General features: G+C 67.9%; 11 protein-coding genes. 1 reads left to right on the forward strand and 10 read right to left on the reverse strand.

What is annotated here, in order from left to right; genetic code table 11:
- Positions 1-70: 70 nt before the first annotated feature.
- The gene (locus DQ392_RS27795; protein ID WP_114018445.1) at positions 71-883 is read right to left on the reverse strand and encodes an SAM-dependent methyltransferase; all 813 of its coding nucleotides are present in this window, start codon (positions 881-883) and stop codon (positions 71-73) included.
- Positions 884-1308: 425 nt separating this feature from the next.
- On the opposite strand from DQ392_RS27795, the gene DQ392_RS27800 reads away from it, so the two are divergent.
- Entirely contained in the window at positions 1309-2502 is a 1194-nt protein-coding gene (locus DQ392_RS27800) for an RNA-binding protein (protein ID WP_220182665.1), read from the forward strand.
- Between the two features lie 207 nt (positions 2503-2709).
- Here the strand turns inward: DQ392_RS27800 and DQ392_RS27805 are convergent, their stop codons facing one another.
- The 9 genes from DQ392_RS27805 to DQ392_RS35485 all read right to left on the reverse strand — a co-directional run bounded on the left by DQ392_RS27805 (position 2710) and on the right by DQ392_RS35485 (position 13299).
- Positions 2710-3588, reverse strand: a complete 879-nt coding sequence (locus DQ392_RS27805; protein ID WP_114018447.1) for a trypsin-like serine peptidase — start codon at positions 3586-3588, stop codon at positions 2710-2712.
- Between the two features lie 1062 nt (positions 3589-4650).
- Positions 4651-5811 carry a tyrosine-type recombinase/integrase gene (locus DQ392_RS27810; protein ID WP_019359406.1) on the reverse strand — a complete coding sequence of 387 codons (1161 nt, stop codon included), beginning with the start codon at positions 5809-5811 and terminating at the stop codon, positions 4651-4653.
- A 222-nt stretch (positions 5812-6033) separates the two neighbouring features.
- On the reverse strand, positions 6034-6552 hold the full coding sequence (locus tag DQ392_RS35480) for a helix-turn-helix transcriptional regulator (RefSeq protein ID WP_337463734.1): 519 nt from the start codon (positions 6550-6552) through the stop codon (positions 6034-6036).
- Between the two features lie 457 nt (positions 6553-7009).
- Positions 7010-7840 (reverse strand): glycosyltransferase family 2 protein, encoded by an 831-nt coding sequence (locus DQ392_RS27825; protein ID WP_051019670.1) that lies wholly within the window; start codon positions 7838-7840, stop codon positions 7010-7012.
- Between the two features lie 125 nt (positions 7841-7965).
- Positions 7966-8784, reverse strand: a complete 819-nt coding sequence (locus tag DQ392_RS27830) for a nucleoside phosphorylase (RefSeq protein WP_019359408.1) — start codon at positions 8782-8784, stop codon at positions 7966-7968.
- Positions 8781-10583 (reverse strand): B12-binding domain-containing radical SAM protein, encoded by a 1803-nt coding sequence (locus DQ392_RS27835; RefSeq protein ID WP_019359409.1) that lies wholly within the window; start codon positions 10581-10583, stop codon positions 8781-8783. The genes DQ392_RS27830 and DQ392_RS27835 overlap by 4 nt, the downstream gene beginning before the upstream one ends.
- Before the next feature lie 13 nt (positions 10584-10596).
- A complete protein-coding gene (locus DQ392_RS27840; protein ID WP_026005109.1) occupies positions 10597-11805 on the reverse strand; it encodes a DegT/DnrJ/EryC1/StrS family aminotransferase in 1209 nt (402 codons plus the stop codon).
- Positions 11805-12305: an RpiB/LacA/LacB family sugar-phosphate isomerase gene (locus DQ392_RS27845; RefSeq protein WP_019359411.1), complete on the reverse strand. Its 501-nt coding sequence runs from the start codon at positions 12303-12305 to the stop codon at positions 11805-11807. Before DQ392_RS27845 ends, DQ392_RS27840 begins: the two co-directional genes overlap by 1 nt.
- Positions 12298-13299, reverse strand: coding sequence for an MvdC/MvdD family ATP grasp protein (locus DQ392_RS35485; RefSeq protein WP_063826285.1), 1002 nt, complete (start codon positions 13297-13299; stop codon positions 12298-12300). Before DQ392_RS35485 ends, DQ392_RS27845 begins: the two co-directional genes overlap by 8 nt.
- Positions 13300-13379: the final 80 nt, after the last annotated feature.

Below are 13379 nucleotides of genomic sequence, written 5' to 3' on the forward strand. Positions count from 1 at the left end.
GGGCGGCGTTAGCTGAAGAAGGGCAGGGGGCCCAAAGGCCGCGGACGTGCGAACGGGAGGGCCCGCAGGGTCATGGTTTCCTCGCCAGCCCGCCGTAGAAGCTGACGTCGCTTTTGGCGGGTGGGCCGAAGGGTGTTGTTTCCGGGTGCCAGTCGGTGATGACGACGAGGCCGGGGTCGAGTAGGTGCAGCCCGTCGAAGAAGGGCAGGATGCCGCTGTAGGACCGTACTTGGGCCTCGATGCCTCCGGCGTGGTAGGCGGCGACGGCGTTGTTGATCTCTTCGGGGCTGAAGTCCGGTGTCGCGTGGGACAGGAGCAGGTAGCTTCCGGACGGCAGCGTGTCCATGAGTGTGGCGACGGCGCCGAACGGGTCGTGGTGGTCGGGTACGAAGTGCACGGTCGCGATGAGGGTCAGCGCCACCGGCTCGGACAGGTCCAGGGTCGCGGCGAGCTGCGGGTCTTCCAGCAGGGTGTTCGGCTCGCGCAGGTCGGCGTCGAGATAGGCGGTGCGGCCCTGGGGGCTGCTGCGCAGCAGGGCGCGGGCGTGGGTGAGGACGATCGGGTCGTTGTCCGCGTAGACGATGCGGGCGCTCGGGTTCTCCGCCTGGGCGACCTCGTGGAGATTGGGGCTGGTGGGGATGCCCGTTCCCACGTCGAGGAACTGCCGTACGCCGGCCTCGCGCACCAGGTAGCGGACCGCGCGGTGTAAGAAGGCCCGGTTCGCCCGTGCGGCTGTCGGCAGGCCCGGCCAGCCCTCGGTCGCCTTGACGGCGGCCGCGCGGTCGGCGGGGTAGTGGGTCTTGCCTCCCAGCAGGTAGTCGTACATCCGAGCGCTGTGCGGCTTGTCCACCCGCAGATCAACCGTCTGCCGCATACTCCCCATGAGCCCTCCGGGAACAACTGAACGAACAGCATTGACCACACCGAGTATTCCGGGTGTACAGGGGGCCAGGGGAGCGATTCGGCGAAACGGGCGGAGGACGAGCACCACGCCCACCGGCGCGGGTCGGAGGCGTAGCGCAGCGGTGTCCCAACCCGCGCGGGCACGGAGGAACCGTATCGACGGCGCCTCGTAGGCGCCGGAGTCGGATCAGCCTTGCGCTTACTCGGCTCCGGGCGGGCGGAAGACGCGCCTGGCAGGGTGGCCAGGCGCCATCCGTGTGTGGTGGGCAAGCGCCGCGTTCGGGCGAGCCGCGCTCGCCGGCAGCGAACACTGTGGCCTGCGCCTGGTTGGGTACCCGCTGCGGAGCAGATCGCTCATTGTCGCCGTTCCGCCTGCCTTGGCGGGTGCTGTGTAAAGGAGGGGCTGTGCCTGGCAACGACCACCTTCAGGGGGAGAGGAAGCTGAGGGTGATGGTGGACCCGGGGCTGCCCAGCGAGGTCGCCGCGGCGCTGGCCGTTGACCGGCTCCCCAGGCTCTTGCACCAGCACGTCGCCTCCGGCACCTGGCGCGTCGAGGTGGAGGCGCGGACACTGCCGCTGGATGAGAACGGTGTCCTACCGCTACTGCGGCTGGCCGGAGACCGGACGGAAGACAACACCGACCTGCTGGTCTACCTCACCGATCTTCCCCGCGGCTCGGTGGTCCGGCCTGTGCTGGCCGACATCAGCACGCGCCGCCGCGCCGCGCTGGTCAGCTTGCCTGCCACCGGGAGCTTCCGGCTGCGCCGCCACCTCGGCCAGGCCCTGCTGCACGTGGCCTACCGCCTTCACCACGGCCACGGCCGGAACGTCGCCCGCTCCGGTGCGGGGAAGGAAGGGGAGGCGGAAGTGCCGCGCCCTCAACGGCTGCGGAGGGCCCCGGCCACCTGGGGCTGGCCCCTCAAAGAGGTCTTCTCAGGCGAGGAGGGCATCGACACCTCCCTCGTGCTGACCGGCTGGCGGGGCCGCACACGCCTGCTGTGCGGCATGGTGCGCACCAATCGCCCGTGGCGGCTGGTGCCCCACCTGGCCAGCGCGACGGCGGCCGCGGCCGCGACCGCGGCCTTCGGCATCTTCTACTCCAGCATCTGGCAGATGGCCGACGCCCTCTCCGTCGCCCGCCTGGTGCTGATCACGGTGCTGTCCCTGGCCGGCATGGTCAGCTGGCTGCTTTTCTACAACCACTTGTGGGACTCCCCTCACGGGCACCGAGCACCGCAGGACACCGTGCTGTACAACGCTTCCACCCTGATCACCCTGGCACTCGGGGTCGGCTGCATGTATCTCCTCCTGTATGCGCTGACGCTCCTGGCGGGCCTGGTCGTCATCGACGCCGGGTTCCTGCAGTCCAAGCTCGGTCACCCTGCCGGCCTGGGCGACTACGCCACACTGGCCTGGCTCGCCTGTTCCATGGGCACCGTCGCCGGAGCTCTCGGCTCCAGCCTCGACTCCGAGACCGCCGTACGCCAGGCCACCTACAGCCGCCGTGAACAAGAACGCCAAGCCCGCAACCAAGCCGAAGCACGCGCCGAAGAAACCCACGCACTCACACACGGTGCGACAAAGGACGACGACCCGTGAAGCCTGGTCCGGGGCCGCCGTGGCGTGAGGCGCGTGCGGCGGTGTTCATCCGGGGCGTGAATCCGGGCGAGCCGGGTTTCGCTACGCGCTTTCAGGAGCGGGCGGACACAGCGTGTTCGAGGTCCCGGGTGCGACAGGCCGGGACCTCGAACACGTCACTCGTACCCCGTGACCCCGAGGTGAGTTGGGGCCGGCCGCGCCGTTTTCCTAGTTCTGCTCGATCCACTTCTCGGCTTCGTCGACGAGCGCAGGGACGGTGTCCGAGATCGCCGATCCGCCGTTGCTGTTCAGGACGGTGATGATTTCCGGATCGTCGCCGTCTGAGGGGGTCAGATACGGACCGCCGCTGGCGCCGCCGCCGATCTGGCATTCTTCTTGGTCGTCCACCCGGCTGATGGCCGAGCGGCCCTCGCCCGGGTGATAGGTGTAGTCACCGATGCAGGCCGCCATGGTGTCCCCGCCGTAGGGGTCAGGGACGGGGTAGCCCAGCAGCGTACCCTTCACGCTCTCCCCTTCGGAGACACCGGAGTGGACCTTCAGTCCGCCTCCGGTTTCCTCGGAGATCGTCTTCCCGTCGTTCTTGCGGATGGCGAGGACGGCTACGTCCGGCGCCGAGCCGTCGACTTCCTCGGTCGAGGAGAACGACTTGTCCACGTACCACCCGCCGATGGGCAGACTGGAACCGGTGGCGGCCGGCGCGAACTTCACCGTCTTTCCGTCCTGGATGTTGTTCGTGCAGTGCTCCGCGGTGATGGCCAGCTGCCCGCTGGGAGAGTCCAGAACAGTTGCGGTACAGCCCGAACCGTTGAAGTCCTCGCCGACATACAGCGGCCCGACCTTGCTGGCGGTGCTGTTGTCGGTATAGGGCGTCTCGACGAAGTAGCCACCCTGGCCGTTGGTCCGCAGGGAGCCGTCGGAGTTCTTTTGGAGATAGTCCGCGAGCACGCCTCCCGTGGGGTCGGGCTGGTCAACCGGGTCAGCGTGAGCCGTCGTGTTGACGAGGAGACCCGCGGTGACCAGTGTGGCGCTGGCGCCCGCCAATGCCATGACCTTCTTCTTGGAAATTCCCCTGCTGCGGTGCTTCATTCGATTACTCCCAGTAGGTCGATTGGAGCGTGGAGCATGGTGTGTGTGGCGTCGGGGCGCGATAATTTTCGGCGGCGCCGTGCGGTTTTCCTGTGTGCGGGGAACGCCTCACAGAGTGAGGGTGCGGAATCCGTGGCGAAGCCCCGGGATTCGACGGGAAGTTCCCCGTCCTCTCCGGGCATGGACTATAGCTAGCAGGATTCAGCGGATCCTTGGATTCTTGTTGGCTGGAACTTGGATTTTTGACCCACCGCACGGCACCTAATACTCCGGCTGTAGATCGTGATCTTCATGTCTGGGCTGCGGCTTGTCGGCGGTAATGGCTGGTCTGTGATCGTGCCTGGTGGCGTCGTCGCCAGTCGGACCAGCCGAGCCGGTGGGCGAGGTCGTTCAGCGGTGTACGGCGGTTCTCCCCGCGGCGGGCACCACGCCGACTGGGCCGGATGTCAGTGCCGTGTGGCACTGTCGCCCCGTGATCACCGTCATCGTCGGATCGATCGGGGGACCCGACGGCGGCCGGTGATGAGACGGCCAAGGAGACGGTGGAAACCGGTGTCGCCCCGGTCCCGGGGTGTGTGACCGAGGCACGGCGAGGACCGGCTGCCTCGGGCGTACATGCTGTGGCTCGTCGGCATCCTGGTGTCGCCTGCACACGGGGGAGCGCAAGGGGAGCGCGGACGCCTTTGACGGTGCAACCCGGGGCACGGACAGCAGGACCGCGACATGCGTTCTGATCTGCGAAAACGACACTACGGGTTCTGCGTACATCCGAGGTGGTGCACACGACGCAGTCACCGAGCCGTCTGCTCGGTACCCCTCTGAGTGGGGGCGGGAGGGCGGATGAGCGTGGCGCCGGGCCCTTCCCACCAGGGCTGGCGGCGGAAGGGCCTCCGACGCTGGTCAGAGGCCCTTTCCAGGGTGAAGCTCCAGGTAGCGGCGGACGAGTCGGCCTGTACGCCGGGTTCTGGCCCGCTGCTGGCAGAGTAAGGCTGTGACCTGCGTTTCAGGGCCGACGGGCCGGGCCGCCCAACGCTCTGGGACTTGTGAGGGACTTTTCCTCGTTCAGGGACTTACCGGTGCGTTCGAGAGCCAGGACTGCAGCGACTTCATGCCCCGCGCGCCGGCCTGCGGCATGAAGTGTGTGTAGGTGCGGAGAGTGAAGGCCGGGTCGGAATGACCGAGCCACTTCGCGAGCGAGACGATCGACTCGCCAGCTTCCAGCATGATGGAGGCGTACGTGTGACGAAGTACATGGAAGCCGTGCTCACGGCTGGGCTCCCAGACCCTGGACGGCTTCTCACCCTCCGCCGGTACAGCGAGGGGTGAGATGACGCCTGCGGCAGCGAGCGCCGGCTTCCACGTTTTCGTGTTCCACACCGACCGGTTGATCACCGACCGTCGGGTGGTGTAGACGAGCAGCGGGACCGTTACCAAGCGTCGCTGAGATCGGGGAACGTCCGGTTCTTCCGGATCGAGCCAAGGCAGGGTGACGTTGACCGGAGGGAAGCGCTCCTGGTGGCTGATGATGCGCTTGGCCAGAGACGGAGGGAGCGGCACGTCCCGCTCCTTGCCTCCCTTGGGCGGGCCGAAGTAGAGCTGCGACTTGTACCTGATGACCTGCCTCTCGATGTGGGCGAAGTCCTCATGCACGTCGTCCGTGCTGAGCGCGAATGCCTCCCCTTGCCTCAGTCCTGACCCCACGCCGAGGTCGACCGTGACCTGATACCGCTCGGGCAGATGTCCCCTCACGCGTTCGACACGGTCCCGATGCCACGCCCGCGCCTTCCTCTCCGGCCTCTTAGGTGGCTTGATCGAGCGGCTGCCCTTGCAGGGGTTGCGGTACAGCCGCTTGTCCTCGACGGCGGCTTCGAGGATGGCCTTCAAATAGACCCAGGCCAGGTGCGCGGTACCCGCTCCGACCTCACGCTGGATGTCAGCAGACCAGCGACGGAGCTCAGCGACGCCAATGTCCCGTAGGGCGAGATTGCCCAGGCGCGGTAGCAAGTGCCCCCAGATGCGGTACTGCATGCTCTCCAGCGTCTGTGCTGGGTGAACTTGGGAGGGCCACCAGTGCTTCTCGACGTACTCGCTGAGGATGATCGCGCCGTCGCGTGCGTCCACGAAGTCGCTACGTCGCGAGTCGGTTTGGGCCTCGGCAAGCCAAGCTTTGGCGTCCGCGACCGTATCGAACGACCGGTCCCGAACCTCGGGGATTCCCTTCACGCGGTACCGAGTGCATTTTCCCCAAAGCGTGGTGCGTTCGCGTTTCCCGGTTTCCTTGTTCGGACGTTTCTTTAGCCACCTGTCTTCTATGTAACCAGGCAATGGTGTTCTTGCTCCTTGGGTCACTCGCGTTGGTTGCACGACTGATGCTTGTAACGCCTCGCCCATCACGTTCGAATCCCGACGCGGGCGGTAAGTTTCGTGATCTTCCCCCTTCAGGCGTTACCGCTTCCAGCGAGCAGTTCGACGCTGTGGTGGCCTGCTGAACGGGCTACGGGAGGGATTGGACCGGGAGTCCGCAGACTCCTGCGCGGCCACCCACTCTTCCAGAGCGGATATGCGGTACATCACTCGACGACCCATGCGGAAGCTAGGCGGACCCTGCCTGCGGTGCCTCCACACGTAAAGGGTGTTGGCCGAGATGCCGAGATACTGGGCAGCTTTCGGCAGTGTGAGAAAAGACGGTGGTGGCAGGTGCGGTTGGTACTCGGACACGTGGACTCCCGTCTCGCTGTCGGTGTAAGGGGAGTGTCCACGGGAAAGACGACTTGGTGGTGCCGAGGTTTTGTGGTAACTGAGGTCTGTCTTCCCAGCGATTGCGAATGCCCGGCGTGGCTTCCGCTGGCCAGGGTGAAGCATGCGCATGTGGGCAGGTGGTTGCTTGCGGCCAGGTGGTTGCTGAGGGGAAGCCGGGCTGTCATTTGGATCGCTGTGGAGAACACACCAGGCGCTTCCCAGCATGGCGGGGTCTTCGGACCAAGACCGTCTCTAGAATTCAGCACCACCCCTGGCTGATCTCATCGAACAGCGCCGCGTGTTCGGCTGCAGGTTGTGCGACCGCACGCGGGCTCAGTTCAGAGAAACCTCGGGCTGAGGGGGCTTCCGAGACGTTAGTCGGCCGCTCGTGTAGCGGGCGCCATGTGTCTTGTTAACCAGCATGACGACCGTCCACATCGGGCTCCTGTTCCTCTATGCCGACCGTATCGAAGAAACCCATGAGTTCTACAGCGCCATGGGTCTGGTCTTCGTCGAGGAAAGAGCACGGGGTCCGGGCCCGTTCACTACTCTGCCTCGCTGCCCGGTGGTGTGGTCGTTGAGGTGTACCCCGCGACCGGTCGGCGGCCCGCTTCCAGCGTCCGGCTCGGCTGCCACGTCGTGGGGCAAGAGAGCCCGCCTTGGTCTGCGAGGCGGCACGTGGTCAGAGAATCGGTGGGCGGCCTGCGCGAGCCAGGCGGGCGACGGTGTGCCAGCTCATTCGGGAGCGTGTCCCGTGGCCTCCTCGCAGGCCCTCTACAAAACCTGTCAGGGAGGCCCGTAGAGCGGACATGCCGCGAAGGCGCCACAGGTTCAGCAGCAGCCAGGCTGACAGGTTGAGCGGGACCAAGGCGATAGGGAGGTTGCGTCGGGCGAGCCAAACCCGGTTGCGGGCGTTGAGCCGGTAGAAGGTGGCGTGGCGGGCCGGGTCGGTGGCGGGGTGGTGGACGACGACGTCGGGCATGTAGCGGCCGGTGTAGCCCTGGTTCCACAGCCGCCAGGCCAGGTCCACGCCCTCGTGGAAAAGGAAGAAGTGGCCGGGCCAACCACCGGCGTTGTCGTAGGCGGTGCGGCGCACCATGACGACGCCCTCGGCCATGACCGTGACGGTGCCGGGGCGGGTTGGATCGGCGGCGCGCAGGCGGGGGACCCAGCGGCGCAGGGTGGTCCCGGTATCCGGGTCCGCGATGCGGGGCTGGATGTACGCCAGGCCGGGGTCGGCTGCGAGCGCGTCGACCAGGGTCCGGAGGGCGTGGGGCTCTGGCAGGTGGGCGTCGTTGTCGAAGAAGAACAGGTAGTCGCCTTTGACCGCGTTGGCGCCGACGTTTCGGCCCTCGGGGATGCCCACGTTCTCCTGCAGGGAGACGGTCCGTGCTCCCTCTGGTACGTGTTCGGGGGTGCAGCCGTTGCCCACGACGACGATGTCGAGTTCGACGTCCTCCTGCGCCAGGAGGGAGGCCATCGCCCGGGGGAACTCGATGGGCCGGTCGTTCATCGTCAGCACGACGGCGCCGATGGCGGGGAGACTCACGTGGGCTGGTCCTTTGCGCGCGGATGGGGGTGAGACCGGCGGGCCGCGCCCCCGGCCTCATGAACGGCGGGTTACGACTGGAGGACACCTTAATGCGCGTGGTGTGCGCCTGCCGACGCTCGAACGCTGGCACTCAGGGCGTCCAAGGCGGCGGACAGGAGGGCGCACAGACTGGTGAAGGTGAGGGGCTGGGTCTGCCGGGGCCGCCGGTCGAGGAGGGAGTCGGCTATGGCGAAGGCAGCGGCTGCGTCGATGGCTCGGTGAGCGGCGGCGGCGAACACGCCGGCAGCTTCCATGTCAGCGGTCAGGATGCCGTCGGTGCGGTAGCGGGTGATCTCTGGGACGGTTTCGCGGTAGGGCGCATCGGTGCTCCACCCGTCTCCGAGCCGGAAGGGGACTCCTGCGGCGCGCAGGGCGGCTACCAGGTGCTGCGTCAGGTCGGATGAGGGGATGGCGCTGCGTCCGGGGGGCAGGTAGTGGTGGGAGACGCCTTCGTCGCGCAGGGCGGCGTTACAGACCGCGGTGTCGCCGGGGACCATGTCCGGCTGGAGAGTGGCCGCGGTGCCGACCGTGATCACGCGGGTGATGGCTAGGGCAACGAGCTGTTCGAGGACCAGTACGGCGGCCGGTGCGCCGATGCCGAACCCTCCGCAGATGCCGAGAGTGCGGCCGTCGTGTTGGACGATCAGCAGCTGCCCGCGGACCCAGCCTTCCAGCACGCGCGGGCGGTAGCGGTGGAGTGCGTGCTGGAGGAGGCGCGGTTGGTAGACCATCGCCACCCCGTCGAGTCCGCCGAGGCTCGCCCCGTGGCCGTGGATGCTGCGCACCCAGGCGGCGTGTTCGGCCGGGTCGGGGGCGGCTGAGTGGGTGTGCTTGTCGGGGAAGAGGGGGAACGTCGGCTGTCTCACCGTCCCTCCCTGGACAGGATCGCGTCGGTGAACTGCTGTTCGGCGTCGCGGTTGACGTGGTTGCTGGTGTGCCAGGGCAAAACCGGTTCGTCCATGTGCCGCAGGTGCCGGTTGTAGTCCAGGCCGCGTTTGTCCAGTGCTTCCACGAGCTTGTCCTTGGTCAGGGTGCGCAGATCGGTGCCGGCCGTGTAGAGGTCTTCCAGGACGTGTCCGATACGGCGGTCCCCGCGGGAGCAGACGACTTCGAGGTGCATGCGACTGGTGTCTCCGGGCACGACCCGGTAGTGCTGCGTGTACTGCTCCTCTCCGACGAGCGTGCGCAGCCTGTCGGCGATCTGCTCGGCGTAGTCCTCGACGAGGTCCGGGTCGGCCATGCGCAGCCGCTGACTGAGCGTGCCCGGTTTGGGCATGAATTGGTGCAGTTTGACGATGACGCTGCCGTCCGTGTGGCCCAGCCGCTCGCGTACGTCGCGGGCGTAGTCGGCGATGGCCAGCCGGTCTGCGGAGCGCTCGCCGGGCGCTCCGACGATGAAATACAGCATGATCGTGTTGACGTCTTTGCTGGCCCGACACAGGTCGATCGCCTTGTTCACGCGTTCGCGTGTCTGCGTCTTTCCGTAGAGGGCGACCAGGTCGCCGGCGGCCCATTCCGGTGCGATAGTGATGATGCCGCGGGCCTGGGACAGGTTCAGCTCGGTGAACAGGTGCCCGAAGTCGCCCAGTTCGGTGACGGAGTCCAGGTAGTGGGCGCTGAGTTCGTCCGCGCGGACTGACCCGATGATGGTGGTGACCTTGCGTCCGTCGGCAGCGGCCCGCTGCGCGTAGGCGTGGATGTGTTCGAGGAGTTCCTGCCGGTGGCGGTACTGGGTGAACGTCGGCGCGCTGATGATGACCTTCTCGACCTGAAGGTCCTCCAGGCGGTCGACGTAGCGGGTGAGCATGTCCAGCGGGGCCTGCCGGAAGGGCGGGACGCCCAGGTTGCAGAAGCCGCAGGAGTGGCGGCATCCGACCACGGGGTGGAGGCCGGCGGCTGTCCCGTCGGTGAGGGGGTAGGTGAAGTGCGCCGGGTGGAGGTCGCCCACCTCCAGGTACTGGGCGTGCACGGCCTCCGGAGCCGTCGGGGCCTTGGGCTGGACGTGGCGTACACCGCCGCCAGGGAGGAAGTCGGGGGCGTACAACGACGGCACGTACAGGCCCGGCACGCCGACGATCTGTTCGTACAGCGGGGCGTGGGCTGCGCTGGGCTGGGCGCGGTAGGCGTGCAGGATGCGCAGCAGCTCGGGCAGGGAGCGTTCGGCTTCGCCGAGGGCGACCACGTCGAGGTAGTCGGCCATCGGCTCGGGGTCGGCCAGTCCGCTGTTGCCGCCGACGACGAGCGGATGGACGCCGGGCAGCCGGTCGGCCGCTCGCCTGGGGACGCCGGCCAGGTCCAGAAGGCGGAAGACACTGTGCAGGTCTCCGCTGTTGATCACCGACAGGCCCAGGACGTCGGCCTCGCTCACCGGGAGGGGGGATTCGATGCTGCGGTACGGCTCGCCATCCGGGATGACGAGCTGGTTGCCGTCCCGGACCAGGCAGTCGTACTGGATGGCCCGTTCGGCGAGGGCCGGGATGTCCTCGCTCCTGTTGATCAGGTCGTACAGGCTCATCGGGCCGTTGCACATGAGGCTGTAGGGGTGTCCGAACGGCATGACGAACACCATGCGCAGTAACCCGGCCGGGTCGGTGTGCGGGTAGGGCGGGGTGAGCTGCATCTCGCGGGCGCGGATGCCGTCGATCTCTTCGGTCTGCTGGGACATGGCCGTTGCTCCCTCAGTCGGTGGTGGCGTACGTGCGGGCGATGTGGGCGGTGGACTGCTCGATGGCGTCGCAGACCGCCGCCTCCTCTGGGGGTCGCATGCGCGGGTGCATGCAGGGGCACAGCAGGCGGGCAGCGAGCTGCTCGGCGCGCGGGCAGCGCTGCCCGCGGGTGTGGTCACGGATCAGGCGGTGGCCCAAGTAGGTGGGCGGATCGTTGACGATGCTGCCGACGCCATACCGGGCGGCCAACAGCTCCATCAGCTCATCGCGGCCGGCCCCGGCCCAGGGCTCGGGGACCAAGAGGTTGTGCCGGTAGTACAGATGCCGCCGTTCGCCCACGGCGGGGGGCAGCGAAAGCTCCGCGGTGCCGGCCAGGCGGCGGGATCGCTCGTGTGCCCGGGTGACACGGGCGTCGTTCATCTGATCCAACCGGGCAAGCTGCACAAGCCCGACCGCCGCTTGGGCCTTGCTCATCATCTGGTTGGTGCCCCAGCGCTCCCGGCCGCCATAGGTGCGCAGCCATCGCAGCTGCTCGCCCAGGGCCGGGTCGTTGGTGGTGACCATGCCGCCTTGGCCCAGGGTGGTCATCAGCTTCTTCGACTCGAAGGAGAAGACGGTCGCCCAGCCCTCCGACCCCACCCGCACGCCCGAGGGAGCCCGGCCACCGCACGCGCGCGCGGCGTCCACGATCACCACCGGCGGCCCGTGTACCGGGTGGGGATGACGTTCGGCGAGGTCCAGGAAAGGCCGCAGGTCGGCACATGCTCCGTTCCAGTGAGTGACCAGAATGACCCGGGTGCGGGGCGTGATCACCCGCTCCGCATCGGCGGGGTCGAGGTTGAGCGTGACCGGTTCGGGCTCGGCCAGGATCAGGCGACCGCCCTGGCTGATGACCGCGAGGTGCGGCCCGACGAAGTTGAGCGCACAGGAGATCACCTCGTCCCCGGGCGCGAGCCTCAGGTGGTGCAGCACCATCTCCAGGGCGGTGCCGCCCGAGTTGAATGCCACGGCATGCCGTGCTCCGGTGTACGTGGCGAAGGCCGCCTCGAACGGGTCGCTGTAGGACGTGGCTCTCCATCCGGTGCGCCAATTCGCAGACTCCGCGAGGACCCGGCGCAGCGCTTCGTGCTCGGCTTCCGTGTACCAGCCGCCTTGCGCGGGTTCCACGGGCCACCGCAGAGCATGGAGAGAGCGGGGAACTGTGGAGGGATCGGTGGGCATCAGCCTCTCCCTTGCATGTAGTGGCTGGCACGACGTTCCAGTGCCGTGATCGCCTCGACTTTCTTGGCAGCCGAGGAGGTGCTGTCGAACCGGTAGGTCAGCCACTCCGCGACAAGGCGGCGGGCGAGCTGGAGCCCGATGACGCCCTGTCCCAGCGCCAGCACCTGTGCGTTGTTCGAGAGGACCGCGGCCTGGACGGAGAGTGAGTCGTGGGCGGTGACGGCGCGGACGCCCGGCACCTTGTTCGCGGCCACGGCCATGCCCAGTCCCGTGTGGCACACCAGCAGCGCGCGGTCCGCCTCCCCGCACGCGACGAGCTGAGCAGCCGCGAAAGCGACCTCCGGGTAGGTGGCCGCAGACTGCTGGCCGGGGCTGCCCTCGATGACACCGCCCACCAGGCGGTGAGCGTGCAGATCGCCCGTCAAGACGGACTTGTAGGTATCGCCGGCGCGGTCGGAGCCGATTGCTACGCGCAGTGCCCCGTACTCGGTGTCACCCACGGGCTTCGACCGCTCGGTCGTTTCGCAGCGGAGAGAGGGTCCCACCCAGGAGCCTCGCCAAAGCGGTGGTGACGCCCAGGTCGGGGAGTGCGGTTTCGAGCCAGGACCAGCGGCCTGCCGGGTTGAGGTCCACCAGCCACCAGGTGCCATCGCCGTCGACCAGCAGGTCGACGGTCGCATACGCAAGGCCGTAGGAGTCCATGAGGTCGGCGATCCCTTGCCTCACCTCGGCCGGTAGGGGGATGACCGAGTACGACAGCGACTCGTAGTCGGCGCGGAAATCCCCGCGCGCGCGGGCGCTGTGGGTGTCGATGCGGACCGGGAACATGCTGGACCCGATGACTGTCAGTCGCACCTCGTACACCTTGTCGATACGGCGCTGGAACTGGTGGACCGCGCTCTCGACCGTCTCGTCGAGCCCGTCCGGCGGCAGCGAGGTGGTGAAGAAGGTGCGCGCGCTGCCGTCCGGCAAGCTGATCTGAGGGCTCGCCAGGGCTTTCCCAACCAGCTCGCCGGGGGAACCGGAGGCGAACCGTGCCGCGCTGGGGTAGCTGTTGCCGATCCACGTGGCAGGCACGCGCAGGCCGCACTCGGCGGCTCGCGCCAGCACGCCGGCCTTGTTCTGGGCCGCTGTGACGCGTTCGGGGTGGTTGAGGTGCAGGCACGGCAGCGCGTGCAGTACGCCGGTGAGCCCGGCAACGGTCTCGCGCTGCGCCCAGTCACGGATGTCGCGGGGGCGCAGGCTGGTGTGGGTCAGGGGTGAGGGGTGCCACCACCACACGGCGCCGATGTCCTCAAGGCACACGTGATGTGCGCCGGTGCTCAGCGTGCCGTGCCACCCGGCAGGGCCGTGGCCGGCCGCCAGAGTGACCGGCTGGCGGGCAGGGTCGAAACGCAGCACCGGGGTGCCGAGTTTCCCGAGCTCCAGGATCACCTTGTCGGCGGCCAGGTCGTCAGCAGACGTCAGGACGACCACAGCTCCGGGGACAGACATGGGGGCTCCTATCAGTCTGGGGCGGGTGGTGGGCTCGCGGTCGAGCCCACCACCTCAGGGCGTGCTGCCTTCAGTGGCAA

This window comes from Streptomyces reniochalinae (genome assembly GCF_003323735.1).
GTDB classification, from domain to species: domain Bacteria; phylum Actinomycetota; class Actinomycetes; order Streptomycetales; family Streptomycetaceae; genus Streptomyces; species Streptomyces reniochalinae.

Coding starts and splice junctions, on each gene's coding strand:
- DQ392_RS27795 (WP_114018445.1), bottom strand. CDS start 883: ATGGGGAGTATGCGGCAGACGGTTGATCTGCGGGTGGACAAGCCGCAC.
- DQ392_RS27805 (WP_114018447.1), bottom strand. CDS start 3,588: ATGAAGCACCGCAGCAGGGGAATTTCCAAGAAGAAGGTCATGGCATTG.
- DQ392_RS35480 (WP_337463734.1), bottom strand. CDS start 6,552: ATGCTGGGAAGCGCCTGGTGTGTTCTCCACAGCGATCCAAATGACAGC.
- DQ392_RS27825 (WP_051019670.1), bottom strand. CDS start 7,840: ATGAACGACCGGCCCATCGAGTTCCCCCGGGCGATGGCCTCCCTCCTG.
- DQ392_RS27835 (WP_019359409.1), bottom strand. CDS start 10,583: ATGTCCCAGCAGACCGAAGAGATCGACGGCATCCGCGCCCGCGAGATG.
- DQ392_RS27840 (WP_026005109.1), bottom strand. CDS start 11,805: ATGCCCACCGATCCCTCCACAGTTCCCCGCTCTCTCCATGCTCTGCGG.
- DQ392_RS35485 (WP_063826285.1), bottom strand. CDS start 13,299: ATGTCTGTCCCCGGAGCTGTGGTCGTCCTGACGTCTGCTGACGACCTG.